The sequence below is a fragment of the Streptomyces sp. NPDC000878 genome (assembly GCF_053599695.1).
In genome coordinates, this window is the sequence record NZ_JBSFMT010000005.1 from 84877 (window position 1) to 106917 (window position 22041).

Annotated in this window: 17 protein-coding genes; 11 read left to right on the plus strand and 6 right to left on the minus strand. The window is 71.6% G+C overall.

The features are described 5' to 3' along the window. Positions 1-51 precede the first annotated feature (51 nt). The 4 genes from ACWDR4_RS06895 to ACWDR4_RS06910 form a co-directional block, all read right to left on the minus strand. Positions 52-210 carry a hypothetical protein gene (locus ACWDR4_RS06895; RefSeq protein WP_450404834.1) on the minus strand — a complete coding sequence of 53 codons (159 nt, stop codon included), beginning with the start codon at positions 208-210 and terminating at the stop codon, positions 52-54. Positions 211-285: 75 nt separating this feature from the next. Further along, positions 286-1806, minus strand: coding sequence for a catalase (locus ACWDR4_RS06900; RefSeq protein WP_450404836.1), 1521 nt, complete (start codon positions 1804-1806; stop codon positions 286-288). A gap of 194 nt (positions 1807-2000) precedes the next feature. Continuing rightward, entirely contained in the window at positions 2001-3014 is a 1014-nt protein-coding gene (locus tag ACWDR4_RS06905) for a CU044_5270 family protein (RefSeq protein ID WP_450404839.1), read from the minus strand. After that, positions 3011-3940, minus strand: coding sequence for a sigma-70 family RNA polymerase sigma factor (locus ACWDR4_RS06910; protein WP_450404840.1), 930 nt, complete (start codon positions 3938-3940; stop codon positions 3011-3013). Before ACWDR4_RS06910 ends, ACWDR4_RS06905 begins: the two co-directional genes overlap by 4 nt. 125 nt (positions 3941-4065) lie before the next feature. Here ACWDR4_RS06910 and ACWDR4_RS06915 point away from each other — a divergent pair, with 125 nt between their 5' ends. From ACWDR4_RS06915 to ACWDR4_RS06930, 4 genes are all read left to right on the plus strand, one after another. Then, entirely contained in the window at positions 4066-5610 is a 1545-nt protein-coding gene (locus ACWDR4_RS06915; protein WP_450404843.1) for a fused MFS/spermidine synthase, read from the plus strand. Positions 5611-5911: 301 nt separating this feature from the next. Continuing rightward, positions 5912-7282 carry an ice-binding family protein gene (locus ACWDR4_RS06920; RefSeq protein WP_450404846.1) on the plus strand — a complete coding sequence of 457 codons (1371 nt, stop codon included), beginning with the start codon at positions 5912-5914 and terminating at the stop codon, positions 7280-7282. Positions 7283-7556: 274 nt separating this feature from the next. Beyond that, positions 7557-8144, plus strand: coding sequence for a DUF5819 family protein (locus ACWDR4_RS06925; protein ID WP_450404848.1), 588 nt, complete (start codon positions 7557-7559; stop codon positions 8142-8144). Continuing rightward, positions 8134-9255 carry an HTTM domain-containing protein gene (locus ACWDR4_RS06930; RefSeq protein WP_450404850.1) on the plus strand — a complete coding sequence of 374 codons (1122 nt, stop codon included), beginning with the start codon at positions 8134-8136 and terminating at the stop codon, positions 9253-9255. Before ACWDR4_RS06925 ends, ACWDR4_RS06930 begins: the two co-directional genes overlap by 11 nt. A 43-nt stretch (positions 9256-9298) precedes the next feature. On the opposite strand, the gene ACWDR4_RS06935 is transcribed toward ACWDR4_RS06930, so the two are convergent. Together ACWDR4_RS06935 and ACWDR4_RS06940 are read right to left on the minus strand one after the other, a co-directional pair. Further along, positions 9299-9964, minus strand: a complete 666-nt coding sequence (locus ACWDR4_RS06935; protein ID WP_450405158.1) for a response regulator — start codon at positions 9962-9964, stop codon at positions 9299-9301. Further along, positions 9949-12327 (minus strand): histidine kinase, encoded by a 2379-nt coding sequence (locus tag ACWDR4_RS06940; protein ID WP_450404853.1) that lies wholly within the window; start codon positions 12325-12327, stop codon positions 9949-9951. The genes ACWDR4_RS06935 and ACWDR4_RS06940 overlap by 16 nt, the downstream gene beginning before the upstream one ends. A gap of 137 nt (positions 12328-12464) precedes the next feature. Between ACWDR4_RS06940 and ACWDR4_RS06945 the strand changes: the two genes are divergently transcribed. From ACWDR4_RS06945 to ACWDR4_RS06975, 7 genes are all read left to right on the plus strand, one after another. Further along, positions 12465-13634: a CPBP family intramembrane glutamic endopeptidase gene (locus ACWDR4_RS06945; protein WP_450404856.1), complete on the plus strand. Its 1170-nt coding sequence runs from the start codon at positions 12465-12467 to the stop codon at positions 13632-13634. A gap of 269 nt (positions 13635-13903) precedes the next feature. Continuing rightward, complete coding sequence (locus ACWDR4_RS06950; RefSeq protein ID WP_450405161.1) at positions 13904-14941, plus strand: LacI family DNA-binding transcriptional regulator; 1038 nt, start codon at positions 13904-13906, stop codon at positions 14939-14941. Positions 14942-15019: 78 nt separating this feature from the next. Next, entirely contained in the window at positions 15020-16618 is a 1599-nt protein-coding gene (locus tag ACWDR4_RS06955; protein WP_450404858.1) for an FAD-dependent oxidoreductase, read from the plus strand. 108 nt (positions 16619-16726) lie between these two features. Further along, positions 16727-18856 (plus strand): hydantoinase/oxoprolinase family protein, encoded by a 2130-nt coding sequence (locus ACWDR4_RS06960; RefSeq protein WP_450405164.1) that lies wholly within the window; start codon positions 16727-16729, stop codon positions 18854-18856. Next, positions 18853-19521, plus strand: coding sequence for a hypothetical protein (locus ACWDR4_RS06965; protein ID WP_450404860.1), 669 nt, complete (start codon positions 18853-18855; stop codon positions 19519-19521). Before ACWDR4_RS06960 ends, ACWDR4_RS06965 begins: the two co-directional genes overlap by 4 nt. A 3-nt stretch (positions 19522-19524) precedes the next feature. After that, entirely contained in the window at positions 19525-20823 is a 1299-nt protein-coding gene (locus ACWDR4_RS06970) for a TRAP transporter large permease subunit (protein WP_450404862.1), read from the plus strand. Between the two features lie 60 nt (positions 20824-20883). Next, the gene (locus ACWDR4_RS06975) at positions 20884-21885 is read left to right on the plus strand and encodes a hypothetical protein (RefSeq protein ID WP_450404865.1); all 1002 of its coding nucleotides are present in this window, start codon (positions 20884-20886) and stop codon (positions 21883-21885) included. The last annotated feature ends 156 nt before the right edge of the window (positions 21886-22041 follow it).

Below are 22041 nucleotides of genomic sequence, written 5' to 3' on the forward strand. Positions count from 1 at the left end.
CCGGCCCGACCCGGTCGCCCGCGGCGTATCACCGGGGGCGGGGAGCATCGGTCAGGAGTTGTCTCCGTCCGGGGGATGGGGCTCGTCGTCTTCCTCGGCCTTCTCCCGGACATCCTGCGGTGTGGGTGTGATGACGTTCCGCTCCTCTGCGGACCGTTCGCGCGTCTCCTCGTCGACCGGAGGTGTGTCGTCGTCACCGGGGGTCTTCATGGGGTTCCCCTCGCTCGGGTTTCGGGTTTCGGGCTGTGTCGCTCGACGTGGACGCGGCTGACGGGTTCTCGGGTTCTATGCCTTGTGCTGCATGGTTCGGCGCGCGGGGTTGCCCTGTTCCGCCGCCTTCGGGTCCTTTTCGTGGGACTTCGCCCGCACGCCGTCGGCGATGCGCTTGCCGGTCGATTCGTCGATCTTCGACCAGTACGCGAAGGCGCGTTCGAGGACGGGCTCGCTCACCCCGTTGAGGAGATGGCCTACGACGTTGTCGACCAGGCGGTCACGGGCCGCGTCGTCCATGACCTCGCGCACCAGGGTGCCCGGCTGCCCCCAGTCGTCGTCCTCCGGGTGGGACACGTACGCGGCACGGGTGATCTCGCCGTCCGCTGCCCAGCCGGGCGGGGTTCCGTACCGTGCCGTGTCGGCGGCCGGACCGCCCTTGGAGTTCGGGGCGTACACGGGGTCCGCCGTCTTGCGGTAGGCCATCGCGCCGTCCTTGGAGTACGTGTGGACGTCGACGACGGGAGCGTTGACGGGAAGCTGCTGGTAGTTGGCGCCGATCCGGTGGCGATGCGCGTCCGCGTACGAGAACAGGCGGGCCAGCAGCATCCGGTCCGGACTCGGCCCGATGCCGGGGACCAGGTTGTTCGGCTGGAAGGCCGCCTGCTCGATCTCGGCGTGGTTGTCCGTCGGGTTGCGGTCGAGCGTCATACGGCCGACCGGGATGAGCGGGTAGTCAGCGTGCGGCCACACCTTGGTGAGGTCGAACGGGTTGAACCGGTAGCTCGCGGCGTCCTCGTACGGCATGACCTGCACGTGAAGGGTCCAGCTGGGCCAGGCCCCGTCACGGATGTGCTCGAAGAGGTCACGCGTGTGGTAGTCCGTGTCGACGGCGACCATCTGGTCGGCCTCGTGCTGGGTGAAGAACTCGATGCCCTGGTCGGTCTTGAAGTGGTACTTCACCCAGAACCGCTCGCCGGCGGCGTTGATCCACATGTACGTGTGCGACGAGTACCCGTTCATGTGACGCCACGTACGCGGAATTCCACGGTCTCCCATCAGCCAGGTGACCTGGTGGGCGGATTCCGGAGAAAGCGTCCAGAAGTCCCACTGCATGTCGTGGTCGCGCAGGTTGTTGTCCGCGCGGCGCTTCTGGGACCGGATGAAGTGCTGGAATTTCATCGGATCCTTGATGAAGAAGACCGGCGTGTTATTGCCGACCATGTCGTAATTGCCCTCGCTGGTGTAGAGCTTCACCGCGAAACCACGCGGGTCACGCCAGGTGTCCGGGCTGCCACGCTCCCCCGCCACGGTCGAGAACCGGATGACCAGGTCGGTGCGCGTGCCCGGCTGGAACACGGCCGCCTTGGTGTAGGCACTCACGTCGTGGCTCACTTCGAAGTGACCGAAGGCGCCGCTCCCTTTCGCATGCGGCTGGCGCTCGGGAATTCGCTCCCGGTTGAACTGCGCCATCTGCTCGATCAGGTAGGCGTCCTGCAGAAGGACCGGCCCCCCGGGTCCGACGGTCAGTGAGTGTTCGTCGCTCTCCGCCGGAGCGCCCGAGTCGGTTGTGGTGGCGGGGCGGATCTCTGTCATGACACTCCTTCTGCCGACTGTCGACGGGTTTCACAGGCGTCGCGCGGGACAGGCATACGCCGGAACACACCGCGCATCGGGCCGACACGTCGACTTCGGTGCCGCCGGCCCTCACGAGGCCCACCAGCCGCGTGACCCCGAGCACCCGCGTCAAACATCGTCCGGGCGACAAATCAGCTTGAGCCGCGTCAAACCTACTTTTTGCGATCCGGCGTCTCGCCCGCCCTGTTCGTGACCCCGACGTCCAGCAGCGCCTCGTCCGGCGTGCCGAGAAACTGGAGGGAGTTCTTGTCGAAGACCCAGACCGTGTGGCCGTCGTCGTGCTCCTTGAAGGTCAGGCCTATGCCGGAGCGGCCGGTGTAGTCCTTGGTGTCGGTGACGAGCGAGACGCCCGGGATCTTCGCGGCGGCGCGGTAGAGCGCGGCGTCCAGCTCGGGGAGGAGGGTGGCGTCGGGCAGCAGGTCGCCGATCTTCTCCAGCGCCGCGCTCTCCCTGGTCTGCCCCTCGCCCTTCGTGCCGGCGTAGATCTTCTCCAGGAGCGAATCGGGGTCGGTGGGCAGCGCCTGAAGCTCACGGAACGTGGCGACGTTCGGGTCGGGGGTCAGCCTCATGTCGTGAGTGCCCTTGGAGTACGAGGAGAACGGGTCCCGGGGGCGGAACGTCGGACCCACCAGCACCGTGACCCGGCGCAGTCCCGCGCGCTTGCCGTCGACGGCGGTCCAGCTCGCCTCGCGCAGGACCCGGATGTCGTTCTCCGATTCCGAGAACCTCATGGAGCCCTGGGTGCGGACATAGATGTACTGGTCGTCCCTGACGGGCACGGCCTCCTTCGCGGCGGCGACCTCGGCGATGCGATGAAGGAGGTCCACCGCGTCCGCATCGGTCGTGGCGGGCTTGGAACCGGCTGTGCCGACCAGGACCGCGGCTATGATCGCTGCCGCCGTGGCCAGGGGTACGGCGATGGCGGCGAACCTGCGGCGGGGGGCGCGCGCTCGTCGGGCGGGGGCCGTCGCGTTGTTCTGGAGTTCCGGGATCTCCGGGATCTCCGGGATCTCCGGGATCTCCGGGATCTCCGGGATCTCCGGGGCTTGCTCGGTGAGTTGTCTCATCAGATGGTCCTTCAGCAGGTCATGGCGGTCGCTCGTCAGGACCGGCTCGCCCGGGCTCGGCAGCAGCCTGGCCAGTTCCTCGCGCTCTTCGGGGTTCATCGGTGCTTCTCCTGAGTCGACCGGGCCGTTTCGGGACGGCCACCCGGTACCTGTCCGGTGCGGGGGCCGCGTCCCGGCCTTTTCTGCTGAGACTGAGGTGGAACATCCGGTGTCGCTGCGGTAGTTGGCTCCCCCGGGTGCTTGGCCGGCTTCCCGGCGGACGTGCGCCGGGCCACCAACTCCGCCTCCGACAACGCCCGTAGCCGCTGCCTCGCCCGGGCGAGCCGCGACCGTACGGTGCTCGCCGGCACTCCGAGGGCCTCGCCTGCGGCGGCGTAGCTCAGCCCCGACCAGACGCACAGGGCGAACACCTCACGCTCGGCTCTGCGCAGCCGGCCGAGTGCGGTCTGCGCGGCGGCGAGCCGCTCGGCCCTTTCCATACGCCCGACGACGTCGTCGGCGAAGTCGGGCAGGGTGTCACGGTCCGCCGGACGACCGGGGAGCCGGGCGAGCGCGGCGCTGTGCCGACGGGCGGCGCGGCGCGTGTTGCGCAGAACGTTGGTGGCGATGCCGTACAGCCAGGGGCGCAGTCCGTCGCCGTCGGGCATGTCGGCGACTTCGGGCACGTCGGCGGCCTCGGGCAGGGTCGCGGTTCCGGGCAAGGCCGTGGCTTCGGGCAGAGCCGCGGTTCCCGGCACAGCCCCGGCTTCAGGCACGGCCGCGGCTTCAGGCACGTCGGCGGCTTCAGGCAGGACCGCGGTTCCCGGCACAGCCGCCGCTTCAGGCCCGGCCGCGGCTTCAGGTCTCAGTTTCTCCCTCAGCCGCCAGGCTTCCAGGAAGGTCAGGGACACCACGTCCTCCGCGGTGCCCCGGTCCGCCGACAGGCGGGCGGCGTGACCGTAGACGGCCCGGGCATGCGCGGCGAACAGTTCGGCGAAGGCTTCCGGATCGCCGGCGCGTATCCGGTCACGCAGGGAAAGTTCCACAACCTGCCCTGTCCGCTCGGTACTTGTCGTCCCTGTGACGGCGATCACATCACGGGCGGGTCCGGGTAGCTGCTGGATGAGCGAGGACTTCGTCGTGCTGTTCCGTCGGTGAGCCGCGTGCGAGGATGTCGCCCGTGACCGGATCGGCATCCTCGCCCGTCGCCGAGGGCGCGTCCCGCGACCACGGCCTGGGTCCCCGTACCGCTGCCGCACTGGTGTTCGGGTCCTCGGCCGCGGTCCTCGTGGTCGAGATCGTCGCTCTGCGGCTGCTGGCCCCCTACCTCGGCCTCACCCTTGAGACCAGCACCATGGTGATCGGCATCGCCCTCACCGCGATCGCCCTCGGCTCGTGGCTGGGTGGGCTCATCGCCGACCAGGTCGATCCCCGTCGGCTCCTGGGCCCCTCGCTCGGGGTGTCGGGAGCGGCTGTGGCACTCACCCCCGCCGTGCTGCGGACCACCGCGGAGTGGGCACCGGCGCTGCTCCTGCTGATCGCGGCGCTGACCATCCTCGTGCCGGGCTCGCTGCTCTCCGCAGTAACGCCGATCGTGACGAAGTTGCGTCTCACCAGCCTCGCCGAGACCGGAACGGTCGTCGGCCGGCTGTCCGGCGTAGGCACCGCCGGCGCCATCTTCGGCACCGTCCTCACCGGCTTCGTCCTCTTGTCGCGGTTGTCGGTCAGCGGCATCCTGATCGGCCTCGGCACCCTGCTGGTGGCCGGTGCTGCGCTGGTCGAGTGGCGGACGCGCGGGTGGAGCGGCACCCCTGCCCTCACCCTCGTGGTCGTCGCCGGCGGCCTCGCCGCCACGGTCGCGCCCGGTGCCTGCGACACGGAGACCAAGTACCACTGCGTACGGGTCGTCGCGGACCCCGATCGCAGCAGCGGGCGCACACTTGTGCTGGACGGCCTGCGGCACTCCTACGTCGATCTCGACGACCCGACCTTCCTGGAGTTCGCGTACGTGCGCGCCGTCGCGTCGGTGGTCGATGCCGCCTTTCCCGAAGGTGAACCACTTGTCGCGCACCACCTGGGCGGCGGCGGGCTCACCTTTCCCCGCTACCTCGCGGCCACCCGGCCCGGGACGCGCAGCCTGGTGTCCGAGATCGACAGCGGGGTCGTACGCGTCAACCGCGAGCGGCTCGGGCTGGGATCAGGAGCCGGTATCGACGTACGCGCCGAGGACGGCAGGCTCGGTCTGCGGCGGCTGGACTCCGGCAGTCGTGACCTCGTCGTCGGCGACGCCTTCGGGGGCGTCAGCGTGCCGTGGCACCTCACCACGGTGGAGGCGATGACCGACGTACGGCGGGTGCTCGACGAGGACGGTCTGTACGTCGCCAACCTCATCGATCACGGTCGTATGGACTTCGCACGTGCCGAAGTGGCCACCCTCAGCGAGACCTTCGAGCATGTGGCCGTCGTCGGCGAACCCGCCGACATCGGCCTGGACCCGACCGCCACCGCCGAGGGCGGCAATCTGGTGGTGCTCGCCTCCGACCGGCAGGTCGATCTGCGCGCGGCCCAGGAAGCGCTGAACGGCCGGCGGACCGGCTGGAAGATCGCCACCGGCGACGACCTCACCTCCTGGATCGGCGACGCCCAAGTGCTCACCGACGACCACGCACCCGTCGACCAGCTCCTCCAGCCCTCCAGCACACGCGGCGGCCGCTGACAGGACGCGCCGGGCTCGGTCTCTCGCACTCGGGTGCGTCATTCGGTGCAGAAACGTAAATCCCCGGAAATCGCCCGCGAGGCAGGGAAAATAATTTCCGAATCCGAACCGCGCCCGCAGTGGCATTCGGCCCCTTAATCATTTGTACAGCTATCACAGAGGGTTCTTCCATTTCAGCGATATCACCCGGAGGAGCGGCAAACCGGACTGTTTTTCTGCGTAATATGCCAGCCGCGGAATCAGGCGATTCTGCGCGGCCGAGAATCGCCAAGATCATCCTCTCAAAGGAGTTGGCCCCTCGATGACGCTGAATATCCATGACGCGCCTGCGCGGCGCACGATGTCGGTGTGGATCACGGCGGTGACGGCCGTGGTGATCGCCGCTGTCGTGCTCGCTCTGACGCCGACGCGCGCAAATGCCATTGCCACCCCCGTACCGATCGGTACGACGCTGGCCACTTACGGAGTACTGGGTGGTGCGACGGTCACCAACACCGGCCCCACGGTGGTCGAAGGTCTCAACGTCGGTGTGAGCCCCGGTTCAGCCATCGTCGGGTTCACAGGACCCCCGGCGGGCACCGTGACCCCGCCCGGGACTCTGCACGCTGCCGATGCCCACGCGGGCCAGGCCAAGATCGAGCTGACCACGGCGTACAACCAGGCCGCCGGACAGTCGCTGGCCCCCGTGGTGTACAACGACGCTCCCCACGAGTTCGGCGGCCAGGTGCTGACGCCGGGCCTCTACAGGGCGAACAGCAGCGCAGAGATCACCGGCACACTCACCCTGGACGCCCTGGGCAACGCCAATGCCGTCTGGGTGTTCCAGATCGGTTCGACTCTGACGACGGCAGCCGAGAACAGCACGGTGAGCTTCGTCAACGGCGCCTCGCCGTGCAATGTGTTCTGGCAGGTGGGCAGTTCGGCCACGCTCGGTACCCACACCTCGTTCGTGGGCACCATCCTGGCCAGCGAGTCGATCAGTGCCACCACGGGAGCGACCATCAACGGCCGACTGCTGGCCGATGCGGGCGGTACCGGTAACGGCGCCGTGACGCTGGACACCAACAGGATCTTCCTGGGGCCGTGCGCGACCGGCGGGACCACGGGCGGGCTGGTCAGCGGCGGTCTGATCGCCGGAGCCACGACCGGTGACACGACCACGGGCACCACGACCACGGGCACCACAGGCAGCACGACCACGGGCACCACGGGCAGCACCACCGTCGGCGTCATCGGCGGCGTGCCGACGGGCGGCGGAACCGGTGGCACCCCGGGTGGCCTCCTCGGCGGCGTCCTGACGTCGGGCGGCACCACGGGCGGCGTGCTCGGCGGCCTTGTCGCCGGTACCACGACAAGCGGGACCACGGGCGCCACCACCGGCGGCGTCAACGGTGGCGGGATCGGTGGCGTCCACGGTGGCGGCGGGGTCGGCGGACCCGGACACGGGCCCGGACATGACCACGGCGGGCAGCCGGGCAAGCCCGGTGGCCATGGCCACAACGGGAAGCCCGACGAGCACGGCGGACACGACGAGCACGGCGGAAAGCCCGGCGAGTACGACGAGCAAGGCGAGCACGGCGGGAAGCCCGATGAGCAGGGCGGGCACGACGAGCACGGCGAGCACGGCGGGAAGCCCGGTGAAGACGGCGACCGCGTCGGCGTTCGTCACTGAGTCGTCCATGCGTCCCTGAGGGGACGGACGGCGCCCGGCGTGCGGCGGATCGTTGTCGATTCCGCCGCACGCCGCCGCCGAAAGCTCGGGAGAAGCAGTGAGAGAAGCCGGGATCGAAAGGCCGGGTGGGGCCGTGCCGGATGGCGCCGCGCCGACGGATGCGGACGTACCTGCGGACGTGTCCGCGGACGTACCTGCGGGAGAATCCGAGGAAAGACCCACGGAACAGCCGGAGCCCCCACCAGCCCTCCTGCGAGCGGCGACGAGTGCTGCCGTGTTCCTCTGTCTGACGACAGCCCTGGTCCATGTGCTCCTGGTGTTCCTGCACGTGGCGCCGCCGAATCCGCTCTCCCAGCAGTACAGCCGGCAGGTCGACGCGTGGGTCTTCCCGCTGTTCGAGCAGAACTGGCGGCTCTTCGCCCCGGACCCGGAGTCCGTCAACCGGCAGATCTCCGCGAGGACCACGCACACCGCGCCGGACGGCACCGTGCACGTGAGCGGCTGGTTCGAGCTGACCGCCGTGGACAGTGCCGCGGTGCAGCACAACGTCTTCCCGAGTCACACGGCGCAGAACATGCTGCGGCGGGCCTGGAGTTCGTACCTCGAACACCACGGCGGCGACGACCGCCCGCGCACGCAGCGGGCGTTGATGATTCAGCGGTACCTGACCAACATCGCGGCGGAGCGCGTCGCCGGACACCGTGGCGGGAGCTTCGAGGCCATCCAGCTGCGGGTGGTCACCGTGCCCATCGCCGCGCCCGCCCCGGCGGGCGGCACGGGCGTGGCCGCGGTCGCGCCGGGAGCGGCCGACACCCGATATCTGCCCTGGTGGAAGGTGGAGACGGACTCCCATGGAAACTGAACCGGTACCCGCGCCGCACCGCGCACCCGACCGTGTCACTGCGGCCCTCGGCGTCCTGACCGAGCGGCCGGTCTCCCTGTACGCGGCGGCGGTCCTGCGCATCGGATACGGGCTGCTCTACCTCGTCTTCCTGCTGCGCGAGTTCCCGCACCGCGACGAGATCTGGGGTCCGGGATCACCGTGGACACCGGAGCTGGCGCGGCAGCTGTTCGACCAGACGGGATGGGTGAGCATCCTCACCCTGTCCGACAACCGGGCCTACTTCGAGGCCTGTTACGCGCTGGCCCTCGCCGCGTCGGCGCTGTTCGCCCTCGGCTGGCGGACCCGCGCGGTGTCCGTGCTGTTCGCGGTCGTGGTCGCGTCCTTCCACGGCAGGGCGATCTTCATGACCGACGGCGGGGACAACCTCATCCTCCTCATGTCCCTCTACCTCGTCCTCACCGCATGCGGCCGTCGCTGGTCCCTGGACGCGCGCAGAGCCCGGCTTCGGGCGGGCGGCGCGGACGCCGAGGCGCGCCTGCCGGTGGACCGGGTGGCGGTGGACCGGGTGGCGGGCGGGCTCGGGCAGCACCTGCGCGCTTCCCGGCTGACCCTGACCGCCGTACTGCACAACTGCGGGATGTTCGTCATCGCGGCCCAGGTCTGCTTCCTCTACGGGTCCGCGGGTCTGTACAAGGTGCAGGGCGCGTCCTGGGGCAACGGGACCGCCCTCCACTACGTCCTGAACCTCGACCTGTTCCGGCCCTGGCCCGGACTCTCCCTCATGGTGGACGAGCACGACGTACTGATCGCCCTCGCCTGCTATCTGACGGTGCTGTTGCAGGTCGCCTTCCCGTTCGTCCTGTTCGGGCGGCTCAAGTACCCGGTCCTGACCATGCTGTTGGGCATGCACCTGGGTATCGCGGTGCTCATGGGACTGCCCCTGTTCTCCGGCGCGATGATCATCGCCGACGCCGTCTTCCTGCCGGACCGCTTCTACCTGGCGCTGGGACGGCTGTGGCGGCGTACCGCGCGCGGGGCAGGTTCCGGAGGAACGGCGGAGGTGCCCCGGACACCCCGCGCCCGGACACCTCGCGCCCAGGTGCCCGCGCAGAGCGAACCGGTCGGCTGAGGCCACGCCGTTCCGCTCCGCGCCGGGGTTCGCGCCCCCGTGCTCAGGCCGTTCCGCGCGGCCTGACCAACCCGCTCTCGTACGCCAGGATCGTGGCCTGTACGCGGTCCCGCAGGCCCAGTTTGGACAGCAGGGCGTTCACGTGGGTCTTCACGGTGCCTGTGGTCACCCCGAGCGCGGAGCCGATCTCGGCGTTCGTCAGACCCGCCGCGATGTGCAGCAGGACCTCTCGCTCGCGGGGCGTGAGGGAGGACAGCGCGCCCGTCACGGACGGCGGCTGCGGGGCGCCCTGGGCGAAGGTGTCGATGAGGCGGCGGGTCACGGTCGGGGCCAGGATGCCCTCCCCCGTGGAGACCACGCGGATCGCGGACAGCAGGTCCTCGGGCAGGGCGTCCTTGAGTAGGAACCCGGAGGCTCCGGCGCGCAACGCCTCGTACACGTAGGCGTCGAGGTCGAACGTGGTCAGGACCAGGACGCGAGGGCAGGGCTGCTGCGCGGTGATGAGACGGGTCGCGGTGAGACCGTCCATGCCGGGCATGCGGATGTCCATCAGGACCAGGTCGGGTGCCGCGCTCGCGGCGAACTCCACCGCCGACGCCCCGTCACCGGCCTCGGCGACCACCGTCAGATCGGGTTCGGCGTCCACGATGGCGGCGAATCCGGCGCGGACCACCGCCTGGTCGTCGACGACCATCACGCGTGTGGTGATGGGGACACCTCCTGGACGGACTCCGGCGGACCCGGCGGACTCGGCCGGGTCGGCAGCGACACCCGTACCGTACCTGTCTGTTCGAAGGTGATGCTCCCCGTCCCCACCTGTACCTTCAGGCGTTCGGCCACGGGGCCGGTCACGGCCAGCGGTACGCCCGTCACCGTGACGCGCAGGGTGTCCCGCCGGCGGCGCAGCGTGACCCGTGCCGGGCCCCGGTCGCCCGCGGCCAGCGCCGCCTCGACCATCCGGTACGCCGACAGGGTCACGGAGGCCGGCAGGTCCCGCGCGGCCTCCGGCAGGCCCCGCAGGGTCACGTCCCGGCCGGCCGCGCGTACCGTCCGGCAGAGCGTGGTGAGGTCCGCGGCGGTGGGCGTCGGCGCGAGTCCCGGGCCTAGTTCCTCCTCCGCCTTGGCCAGGCTGTGGAGGAGTTCGCGCATGGCGGCCAGGGCCGACCGGGCACCGGCGGCCACCTCCTCCAGCCGTCCCTGCCGGGCCTGTTCGACCAGTGCCGACGTGGGGTGCAGAACGGCGTCGTGCAACTTCGCCGCCAGCCGGTGCCGTTCGGCGTCCGCGGCCCGTTCCGCGTGCCACAGTGCGCCGGCCAGCGCGTAGTCGTCCCAGGCGAGGATGCGCAGCCGTCGGCGCCGTACGGCGAGCCCGGCGCCCCACAGGCCGGCGAACACGGCGGCGAACACCATGGTCAGCGGTACGAACATGACCAGAGCGATGGGCCCTGTCGAGTTCTCGCCCATCAACTCGCCGTCCGCGCCCGCCGTCGCGACCAGGGTCCCGGCGAGCGAGACCGCCGCCGCGCACCACGCGGGCCAGGTACGGGCGGCTCCCCGGCCGTAGACGGCGATGGCGTACACCGCGAGCAACTCCGCGAGCGCTCCACCGGCGAAGAACTCGGACACCCGCGACGGCAGGCCGGCCCCCGCGACCGCCGCCGGCCACAGCCACGACGTGGCCAGCACCCCGAGGAACGCCGGCCACGGAGCGCGCCGCCGCCACAGCAGCGGCAGCGCGTGCACGACCAGCAGCGCGGCCACGACGAGCAGGTCCGGCAGCGCGGCGCGCAGGCTCGTGCCGGTCCAGTCCTCCACGGTGACCAGGGCGAACACCAGGGGCAGGAGCGTCGCCGTCAGCACCAGCGCGGGGTCGGCCAGCCGCTGTTCCCGCAGCACGTCGCGCCGGCCCGCGCCCTCGCTCTCGCCGTCGGGCGGACCCCACGGTCCCGTGGCGTCGGGCAGCGTGGCCCGCACCCGCCAGCCACCGCCGGGCGCGGGGCCGGCGGTCAACTCCCCGCCCACCGCTACGGCCCGCTCCTTCATCCCCGCCACGCCACGCCCCGAACCGAGCCCGCCGACTGCGTCCGGCGCTGCGCCGCGCGGGGGCGCGTTGTCGACGGCCAGTTCCAGGACGCCCTCCCCGCGTACGACGCTCACGTGCGCCGCCGAACCCGGGGCGTACCGCAGGGCGTTGGTCAGGGCCTCGCGGACGATCCCGTGGACCGCCTCGGCCGCCGGACCGGCCAGGTCCGCGGGGAGCACGGCATCGATCGGACGCCCCAACCGGCCGAATCCGGCGATGAGTTCCTCGATACGGGCGGTCATCGGACGCGGATCCGGACGGTCCACGTCGCGCAGCAGACCTACGAGCCTTTGCAGCGCCGTGAGGGTCTCGTTGCCGGTGCGCTCGGCGAACGACAGTGCCTCGGCCGTCAACTCGGGCCTGCTGCCGCCGAGTCGGCGCGCGGCGTCGGCCGTGATGACGACGGACGTCAGGTGATGGGCGCTCACGTCGTGCAGTTCGCGGGCCAGCCGTCGCCGTTCGGTGTCGCCCGCCCGCCGCCGGGTCTCCTCCGCGCCGGCCAGCCGACGGGCCGCGAGCGACCGCCCCTTGAGCCACTGCCGCCGGGCCTCACCGAGCCCCGCGCAGACGGCGTACACGAGCGCGCCGAGCGCCAACTCCGAGGCGAGCGCGGGCCGGACCCCGACGTGGATGAGGGAGAGGAGCCACTCGACTCCCACGGCCGCGGCCAGCGCGCGTACGGTCACGGGTACCGGGCGGCGGACCGCGACCGAGTACAGCGCGATCGGCGCGCCCAGCCCGAAGTAGCCGTCCTGCCAGGCCAGTTGGCCCACGAAGAGGGCGCCCAGGGACCAGGCCAGGGCCCGGACCGGCGTCTGCCGTCGGCGGCCCAGCGCGGCCGTCTCGGCGACCACCGCGCCCAGGACCGCGACAAGTGCCGCCGCCCCGGGCACCTCCGCGCCGGCCAGACCGGCCCCGGGCCACAGCCAGGCGAGCTGCCCGGCCGCGAGCAGTGCGGGGAGCAGCCAGTTGCGTGTCGTCGTCTCCATGTAGGCACGAGCGTAGAACCAGGGTGCTACGGCCGACACCGGACCCAGGTACCAGGCCGCTCTCTACCCTCCGGCAGAGGCGCCGTTCGTGCCGACGGCCGATGTGTCGGCGCGGGCCTGCGGGGAGGCTTGTCCCCATGACGAACCCGCTCCCCGTGACGGACCCGCTCGCCGCTCCGATGCACGCTCCCATGCACGCGCCCCTGCCCCTGCCCGAACCGGTCCCCGAGGTGCTCCCCTATCACCGCATGGCCCGCGCCTCGGTACGTCATCGATGGTGGCGGCCCGTGCTGGGCACCGGGTTCGTGGCCGTGGCGTGTGTGGTCCTGGCCGGGCTCCTCTACGGCATCGCCGACGCCCTGGGAGCGGCCAAGGGATACCCCGAAGCCCCCGACGGCACCGTCGAGTTCGGTCCCGTCCCGGGTACCGCCCTCGACCTGCTGGCGATCGCCTCCGCCATACCCGTCGTGCTGCTCGCGGTGCGCTGGATCGGCCGCCGCCCGGCGGGCACGGTCTCGTCCGTGACGGGCGGACTGCGGTGGCGCTGGCTGGGGCTGTGCGTGCTGGCGGCCCTCCCGGTCCTCGCCACGACCACCGGGGCGATGTTCCTGCTGCCGATGGACGACGCCCAGCCGTCGCGGTGGGCGGGCTGGGAGGTCTTCGGCCCGGCTCTCGCCATGCTGGTCGTCCTGGTGCCGCTCCAGGCCGCCGCCGAGGAGTACGTCTTCCGCGGCTGGCTCACGCAGGCGGTCGGCGGCTTCCTGCGCTCCCCCTGGTGGGCGCTCGTGCCCCAGGCCGCCCTGTTCGCCGCCGCACACGGCTGGGGCACCCCTTGGGGCTTCGCCGACCTGGCCGTGTTCGCCCTGGTCGCGGGCTGGCTCACCGTACGCACCGGCGGGCTGGAGGCGGCGATCGGACTGCACGCCGTGAACAACCTCCTGGCCTTCGGCGTCTCGGCCGCCGTCGTCGACGGCCTCAAGAGCGACGACACCGCCGCGGACGCGCCCTGGCAGCTCGTGGCCGTCGACCTGGCCGGCATCGCCCTGTACACGGCGGCCGTCCTCTGGCTGGCCCGCCGCCGCACACCGGCACGCACTGTCCCCGCGCCGGTACCGGTCCCGCCGCCGTCGCCCTTCTCCGCCGCGTACCCCCGGTTCCCCCACTTCCCCGCCGCCCACAGCCCTCTCGCCCACGTCCCGGTCCCGGTTCCCCCCAGCGGCCTTGGCCACACGGACGCGCCAGATCTGCCCCTGGGGGCAGTTCCCTCCGCTCCTCCGCCCGGTGTCGCCGACCGGACCCCGCGCTGAGGGCAACACCGGGCGGAGTCGCCCTGCCGCCGAGCGCCGACCCGACGGTGTCGCTCTGTTCCGTCGCACTTCCGTCCCAGGACTTGACCCGCCGGGCGGGGAGGTGCAGTCTCCAGTAATACGCATTAGGTAATACGCATTAACTGGCGCCTCGGAGGAGAGAAGCCACTTCGGAGGATCGGAGGAGAGGAGCCACAGTGGAACCCAGGAAGCGGCCCGGCCGGACGCCCGCGCCCGCCGGACGTACCGCACGGCCACGGCAGGCCGAGGTGGCCCGGCTCGCGGGTGTGTCCCAGGCGACCGTGTCCCTGGTGCTCTCCCCGAAGCCCGACGGCAAGGGCCCCCTCATCTCCGAGGAGACCCGCCAACGGGTCCTGGAGGCGGCCCGCAGCCTCGGTTACGTACCCGACCCGGCTGCCCGACGGCTGGCCGCCGCCCGCAACAACCTGCTCGGCGTCTTCAGCTTCACCGCCACGTTCCCCACCGATGTGCGGCACTCGTACTACCCCTTCCTGGTCGGCGTGGAGTGCGAGGCGGCGGCGCTCGGCTACGACCTGGTGCTGTTCACCGGGTCGAGCAGCGGGGGCGCGGGGGCTGCCGGTCCCGACGCGCTGAGCCGGGTCCGGCTCGCCGACGGCTGTCTGTTCATGGGCCGGCACACACCCCGGGCGGAGCTCAAGCGGCTGGTCGAGGACGGCTTCCCGGTCGTGCACCTGGGCCGCCGCGAGGAGTTGGAGGGGGTGGCGTGGGTGGGCGCGGACTATGTCGCCGCCACCCGTGAAGTCGTGGGCCATCTGGCCGGGTTGGGGCATCAGCGGATCGTTCTCGTCCGCGAGGACGACGACGCGCCCGCCTCGGCGGACCGTCAACGCGGCTTCCTGGAAGGGCTGGAGGCGGCAGCTCTGCCCTCCGGGCCCGCGACCGTCTTCCGGTCCGCCGATCCGCGGCGCGACCTCACGCCCGAACGACTGCGCGCCTGGGCCGACGAAGGGGTCACCGCCTTCGTCGCGGAGGAGACCGACACCGGGACGGCCTGGCGGAGCCTGCTCTCCGCCGTGCGCGGGGCGGGCCTCGACTGCCCGGCGGACCTGTCCCTCGCCCTGCTCGGCAGCCCGCCCTCGGATCTGGCGAGCGAGCCCGTACCCACCGGATTCGACATCCCCCGGCCGCAGTTGGGCGCGGCGGCGGTGCGGCTGCTGGCCTCGCTCGTCGCGGGGGAGAGCGAGGGAGAGGCCGCTCGGGAGCCGCTCGTCAGCTGTGTCTTCCGGCCGGGGCCGACGACCGGACCGGCGCCCGCCCATCCCTGAGCACGGTCGGTCCGTACGGTCCTCCCCTCCCCCGTCAACTCCCCCGTCAACCGACCTGATCCAGCAGCGAGGAGCAGCGTGATACCCGAAGCAGACATCCTCGTCGTGGGCGGTGGCCTCGGTGGCGTGGCCGCCGCGCTCGCCGCCTGCCGGGCCGGACGCAGCGTCGTGCTCACCGAGGAGACGGACTGGATCGGCGGCCAGCTCACCAGCCAGGCCGTGCCGCCCGACGAGCATCCGTGGGTGGAGCGGTTCGGCACGACCGCCTCGTACCGGCGGCTGCGCGAGGAGATCCGGCGGTACTACCGCCACTGGTACCCGCTGCGCGCCGAGGCACTGGCGCTCACCGACCTCAACCCGGGAGCGGGCCGCGTCAGCAAGCTCTGCCACGAGCCGAGGGTCGCGCTCGCCGTCCTGGAGGGCATGCTCGCGCCCCACCGGGCGGCCGGGCGGCTGACCGTACTCACCGAACACCGGCCGGTCTCCGCCGAGTCCGACAGCGACGTCCTCCGTGCGGTGACCCTGCGGGACCTGCGCGACGGGACGCTTCGCACCCTCACCGCGCGTTACGTCCTCGACGCCACCGAGACCGGCGAACTCCTCCACCTCGCGGGCGTCGAGCACGCGAACGGGGCCGAGGCACAGGCCGAGTTCGGCGAACCGCACGCTCCGGACGAGGCCCAGCCCGACAACCAGCAGGGCATCACGGTCTGCTTCGCGCTCTCCCACCACGAGGGCCAGGACCACACGATCGACCGCCCCGAGGACTTCGGCTTCTGGCGTGCGTACCGGCCCCCGTTCTGGCCCGGCCCGCTGCTCGGCTTCGAGGCGCCCGACCCGCGCACGCTGGAGCCGGTGCCGCGCACCTTCGTGCCGAATCCCGGTCTCGACCCGCTCGCCGTCTCGGCCGACCAGAGCGCCGACGCCGGTGACAAGGAGCTGTGGGGCTTCCGCCGGATCCTCGCCCGCAAGCTGCACACGCCGGGGGCCTTCGACTCCGACATCACCCTCGTCAACTGGCCGCTCAACGACTACTGGTTGAAGCCGTACGTCGGGCAGGAGGCCGAAGCGCTGCGCGGGGCACGGCAGTTGTCGCTGTCGCTGCTGTACTGGCTACAGACCGAGGCCCCTCGCCCGGACGGCGGCACCGGCTTCCCGGGCCTGCGGATCCGCCCGGACGTGACCGGCACGGCGGACGGGCTGGCCAAGTCGGCGTACGTGCGCGAGTCCCGCCGTATCAAGGCCGTCACCACGGTCACCGAGCACGACGTGGCGATCGACATCGTCGGCCCGTACGGCGGCACCCGGTACCGCGACTCCGTCGGCGTCGGCGGATACCGCATCGACCTGCATCCATCGACCGGCGGCGACAACTACGTCGACATCGGGTCCGTGCCGTTCGAGATCCCGCTCGGCGCGCTCGTGCCGCGCCGGGTGCGCAATCTGCTGCCCGCAGGCAAGAACATCGGCACCACCCACATCACCAACGGCTGCTACCGGCTCCACCCGGTGGAGTGGAACGTCGGCGAGGTCGCCGGCGCGCTGGCCGCGCACTGCGTGGCCGAGGACGTCGAGCCGCACCAGGTGCAGGCCGAGGACAAGCGGTTCGAGGACTTCGCGCGACTGCTCGACCGCGACGGAGTACAGCGCCACTGGCCGGACGTACGCGGCTACTGAGGACGTCTGCGCGGCTGCTGATCACCCCCGCACACGAACGGTACGGACGGCACAGACGGTTCGGACGGTACAAGGAGGTGCCCCGACATGAACTCTATCGGTCCTGACATGGACACATCCCGCATACGCGTCGGCATCGACGTGGGCGGAACCTTCACCGACGCCGTGGCCGTGGACGCCACGACCCTCGAACTCCTGGGGCAGGTCAAGGTCCCCACCAGCCACCACCACGCGGACGGCGTCGCACACGGCATCGTCGAGGCGCTCGACCGGCTCATGGAGCAGACCGGCCGTGCCCCGGCCGACATCTCCTTCCTCGCGCACGGCACGACCCAGGCCACCAACGCCCTCCTGGAGGGCGACGTGGCGACCGTCGGACTGATCGGCATCGGGACCGGCCCCTCGGCGGTGTTCACCCGCCGCCTCGCCTCGTTCGGCAAGCTCGAACTCACCCCCGGCAAAAGGCTTCCGCTGGTGTACGCGCATGTCGCCGACCCCGACGACACGGCGGCCGTCCACCGAGCCGTCGACCGGCTGAAGGAGGCAGGCGCCCAAGTCCTCGTCGCCAGCCAGCCGTTCAGCGTCGACCGCCCCGAGGGCGAGCGGGCCGTCCTGGACGCGGCCCGGCCGTACGGGCTGCCGATGACCGCCGCGCACGAGATCACCTCGCTGTACGGGCTGCACAAGCGCACCCGTACCGCCGTGGTCAACGCGGCGATCCTGCCCCGCATGCTGGCCACCGCCGACCTCGTCGACGCCTCCATCACCAAGGCCGGTGTGACCGCACCCCTGATGGTGATGCGCTGCGACGGCGGTGTGATGGCCCTCGACGAGATGCGCCGCCGACCGCTCCTGACCGTCCTGTCGGGACCGGCCGCCGGAGTCGCGGGGGCGCTGATGCGGGAGCGGGTGAGCGAGGGCGTCTTCCTGGAGACCGGAGGCACGTCGACCGACATCAGCGTCGTACGGCGCGGCAAGGTCGCCGTCCGGCACGCCACCATCCTCGGGAAGACGTCGTACCTGAACGCCCTCGACGTGCGCACGGTCGGGGTCGGCGGCGGCTCCATGGTGCGGATCGGCGACGGCCGGGTGACCGGCGTCGGACCGCGCAGCGCCCACATCGCGGGGCTGCCGTACGCCTGCTTCGCCTCCCCCGCCGAACTGCGCGACGCCACGGTGGACACCGTACGGCCCATGGACGGCGACCCCGCCGACTACGCCGTGCTCGACGCGGCGGGCGGGCGGTTCGCCGTCACCATGACCTGTGCCGCCAACGCCCTCGGACGCGTCCCCGAGGGCGACTTCGCCCACGGCGACCCGGAGACCGCGCGTGCCGCGATCGCGCCGCTGGCCGCCGTGCTCGGCACCGACATCACGACGGCGGCCACGCTGGTCCTCGACGCGGGCGTCGCCCAGGTGAGGACGGTGGTGGACGCCATGATCCGCGACTACCGCCTCGACAAGGACACGGCTGTCGTCGTCGGCGGGGGCGGCGGGGCCGCGTCCGTCACCCCGCACCTCGCCCTCAGCAGTGGCATGGAGGGGCGGATCGCCCGGCACAACGAGGTCATCAGCCCCATCGGCGTCGCCCTCGCGCTCGTACGGGAACAGGTCGAGCGGATCGTGCCCGGCGCCTCGCAGGAGCAGATCCTCGCCGTGCGCGCCGAGGCCGAGCGGGCGGTCGTGGCCCAGGGCGCCGCCGCCGAAGGTGTCGAGGTCGAGGTCACGGTCGACCCGCAGACCAGTACCGTGCGCGCGGTCGCCACCGGGGCCACCGAACTGCGCACCCAGGACCGGGCCCACCGCGCCGACGACACCGAGCGGCTGCGTGCCGCGGCGGCCAGTCTCAAGGCCGACCCGGCGGCGGTCCGGGTCCTGGCGGGCACCGCCGCGCACACCGTCTACGGCACCGAGACGCGCCGGCGCCTGCGGCCGACCCGCCACGCCGTACGGATCGTCGACATGGACGGCGTCGTACGCCACCACGCCGCCGACGCCCACGTGGAGACCACCACCGTGGCCGGCGCCCCCGAGGTGCTCGCCCGGCTGGTGGGCGAGTCCACCTCGTACGGCGACGGCGGGGTACGCGCTCCCGCCCTGCGGCTGCTGCTCGGCTCCCGTATCGCCGACCTGTCCGGCGTCCTCGACCCCCAGCCGCTGCTCGCGCTGGCCCGGAGCGAGTTGAGGGCCCGCGCGGCCCACGAGCCGGTGGTCGCGGTTCTGGAGGTGCGGTCATGACATCCACCGAACTTCCCTCCGCCGAACGGGAGTTGATGGACCTCGCGTCCGTGGACGACATCGAATGGGGCGTCCGGCTGCTGGCCGCCACGCCCACCCACGAGGGGCGCGATCGCGAGCTGCTGCGCCAATGGGCCCGCAGAGCCGACGAGTTCGGGTCCCGGCTGGCCCTCGACCCCGTGCCCTCCTCCACCGCGCGCGTGGTCGAGCGGGGCGACGGCCTGGAGCGGATGCTGCTCGCCCGTTACACGTCACGGCCCCCGACCGTCGAGCTGTACACCGACACGCTCGCCCTCGCCGAGGAGTTGGTCGACGCCCGGGGCTGGCGTGCCTGGTACCCGCCGGGCTCGGTGCGGGCCGCCGCGCTCGCCCACGAGGCCGTGCACGCCCACCTCCACCACGGCCCGGCGAAGGCCGCGCTGAAGCAGGCGCTCGGCCACACCGTGCTGCGCATCGGACGTCACCGCCTCGCCGGCCATGTCGCCGGTGCCGAAGAGGTCGCCGCCCACGCCTACGCCCGAACCGTCTGCGGGCTCGGCCGCTCGCCCCTTCTCCTCACCGCCGCGCTGCGTACGGCGCTCACCCGGCCCGGGACTCCCGCTCCGAGGACTTCCGCCCCGAGGACTCCGGCTCCGAGGACTCCCGCTCCGAGAAGAGAGAACTGACCCATGGGCGTCGTCATCCTCCTCGTCATGGCCGCCGGTGTCGGCCTGATGCTCACCCGCAGACTTCCCACCGCCTTCGCGCTGGTGCTGCTCGCCGTCGTCATCGCCTTCCTCGCCGGGGCGCCCCTCACCGGCGAGAACAGCGTGCTGGACATGGTTCTCCAGGAGGGCGCGCCGACCCTGGCGGCCACGATGATCGCGATCATCCTGGGCTCCTGGCTGGGCAAGCTCCTCGACGAGACCGGGATCGCGGGCACACTCGTCCGCAAGATCGTCGAGTTCGGCGGTGACCGCCCGACCGTCGTCGCCCTCGGCGTCCTCGCCGTGTCCGCACTCGTCGGTACGGTGACCGGCTCGGCGCCCGCCGCCATGCTCGCCGGGATCATCGGCATCCCCGCGATGATCGCCGTCGGCGTGCCCAAGGTGACCGCCGCGGGCACGGTGCTGATGGGAATCGCCGTGGGCATCCCCTTCGAGCTGCCGCTGTGGCAGTTCTTCTCCACCGCGCTGGAACTGCCGGTCCCGACCGTGCGCGGCTTCATGGTGAAGCTCTTCCCGTTCGCGCTGGTCGCGGCCCTCGCGTTCGTCCTCGTCGAGACACGGCGGCGCGGCACGGAGCATGCCTGGTCGCTCAAGTCCGTCGACTCCCCCGACTCCTCAGGCGCGAAGCCTCGTTCACGGCGTCAGCAGCTGGGCGACGCGCCCTGGTACGCGCTGCTCGCCCCCGTCGTCCCGCTCGTCCTCGCCCTGGGCTTCGAACTCGCCATCATCCCCTCGCTGTTGGCGGGCGTCCTGTACGCGCTGGCCACCACGACCCGGCCCGGCGAGATGAACAAGCGGCTGCTGCGCACGCTTTACGGCGGCTTCGAGGTGGCGGCCCCGCCGCTCGTCCTGTTCATCGCCATCGGCATCCTGCTCGCGGCCGTGAAACTGCCTGGTGCCGTGGAGGCGCTCGAACCGCTGATCAAGTCCGTCAGTCCGCAGAACCCGGTGCTGTTCGTCCTCGTCTTCACGCTGCTCGTCCCGCTGTGCCTCTACCGTGGCCCGCTCAACGTGTTCGGGCTCGGCGCGGGCATCGCCGGTGTCCTCATCGCCGCCGGGATCTACCCCGCGGTCGCCGTCCTCGGCATGGCCACCTCGTACAACCAGGTCTTCGGCGTCGCCGACCCCACCAGCACACAGACCGTGTGGAGCGCCCAGTACGCGGGCGTCACTCCCCAGCAGGTCATGGTGCGCACGCTGCCGTACGTGTGGACGGTCGCCCTCGGCGGACTGTGCGTCACCGCGGCCACCTACCTCTGAGGTCTTCCGTCGTTCCTGCCGTTTCTGTCGTCCCTGCCGTTTCTGTCATCGGAGCCCCCCATGCACGAGCACCACCTCGACCGGCGTCTCTTCCTGCGGGCCGGCGCCGCCACCGGAGCCGCCCTCACCGTCGGTACGGCACTGGGTGCCCAGCCCGCTGCCGCGGCGCCCGGCGGATTCCCCGACTACACATACGTACGAACCCTGCTGACGGCATCTCAGCTGAAGTACAACCCCACCGGCGAGATCATCTTCCCCTGCGTCAGGGGGGTTTACGACAAGATCGGCTCCCCCCTCGGCCGCTACTACCTGTACTACGCGCCGCACGACGCACCCGGTGGGATCTGTCTGGCGTACGGCGACTCGCTGGAGGGGCCGTTCACGGAGTACCCGTCGAACCCGATCGTCTCCAACAAGTGGTCGGGGCACTACTCCGTCAGCCATGTCTCGTCGCCCCATGTCCTGTGGAACCAGGACGCCAAGGAGTTCTGGCTGTACTTCCACGGCGAGAACACCACGACCCGCCTCGCCCGCTCGGCCGACGGGATCCACTTCACGTACGACAAGGTCGTGCTGTCGACGTCCATGCTCCCGGCAGGCACCACGGAGACGTCGTACGCCCGGGTCTTCCGCCACGACCTGCCCGCACATGGCGCCCGCTACGTGATGCTCTTCATGCTGAACAACACCACCAACCACCGTGACATCCACTGGGGTTGGTCCGCCGACGGCCGCACCTGGACCTACGACCAGCAGGCGCTGGTCCGGCATACCGACGTCGGCGCCGTCAACGTCGGCGGTCCGCACCTGCTCCACCGGAACAACAGCACGTACGTCGTCTACAACAAGGACAAGTCCAGTGGCGGCGACATCATGATCACCGAGGTCGGCAACGACTTCGGCAAGCGCTCCCACCTCGGTGTCTTCTACAACTCGCGCAGCGCGGCTCCCGAGAGCGGGCGTGCCGCGGCGCCTTCGTTCGGTACCGACGGCGGCGTCCCGTACATGATCTACGAGGCGGGCGAGCGGCTCTCGGGAGCCATCGCGGTGGCCCGGGGCTGACCCGGCAGGCCGAATCCTCTTACCCGGTACAAGACCGGGAAGCCGGCGGAAACGCCGTCGGCGCCCCGCTTTCACCACCCCGGCACCGACACCGACCACTGGGGCGTCAACCTCGCCGAGGCAACCGAGGGCGGCGGCGTCGCCGTACGCCGGATC

Bases quoted from the DNA above. Each gene is read 5' to 3' on its own strand.
- ACWDR4_RS06945 (WP_450404856.1), top strand. From the start codon at position 12,465: ATGACGAACCCGCTCCCCGTGACGGACCCGCTCGCCGCTCCGATGCAC.
- ACWDR4_RS06960 (WP_450405164.1), top strand. From the start codon at position 16,727: ATGGACACATCCCGCATACGCGTCGGCATCGACGTGGGCGGAACCTTC.
- ACWDR4_RS06970 (WP_450404862.1), top strand. From the start codon at position 19,525: ATGGGCGTCGTCATCCTCCTCGTCATGGCCGCCGGTGTCGGCCTGATG.
- ACWDR4_RS06895 (WP_450404834.1), bottom strand. From the start codon at position 210: ATGAAGACCCCCGGTGACGACGACACACCTCCGGTCGACGAGGAGACG.
- ACWDR4_RS06900 (WP_450404836.1), bottom strand. From the start codon at position 1,806: ATGACAGAGATCCGCCCCGCCACCACAACCGACTCGGGCGCTCCGGCG.
- ACWDR4_RS06920 (WP_450404846.1), top strand. From the start codon at position 5,912: ATGACGCTGAATATCCATGACGCGCCTGCGCGGCGCACGATGTCGGTG.
- ACWDR4_RS06975 (WP_450404865.1), top strand. From the start codon at position 20,884: ATGCACGAGCACCACCTCGACCGGCGTCTCTTCCTGCGGGCCGGCGCC.
- ACWDR4_RS06965 (WP_450404860.1), top strand. From the start codon at position 18,853: ATGACATCCACCGAACTTCCCTCCGCCGAACGGGAGTTGATGGACCTC.
- ACWDR4_RS06905 (WP_450404839.1), bottom strand. From the start codon at position 3,014: ATGAACCCCGAAGAGCGCGAGGAACTGGCCAGGCTGCTGCCGAGCCCG.
- ACWDR4_RS06940 (WP_450404853.1), bottom strand. From the start codon at position 12,327: ATGGAGACGACGACACGCAACTGGCTGCTCCCCGCACTGCTCGCGGCC.
- ACWDR4_RS06930 (WP_450404850.1), top strand. From the start codon at position 8,134: ATGGAAACTGAACCGGTACCCGCGCCGCACCGCGCACCCGACCGTGTC.
- ACWDR4_RS06915 (WP_450404843.1), top strand. From the start codon at position 4,066: ATGTCGCCCGTGACCGGATCGGCATCCTCGCCCGTCGCCGAGGGCGCG.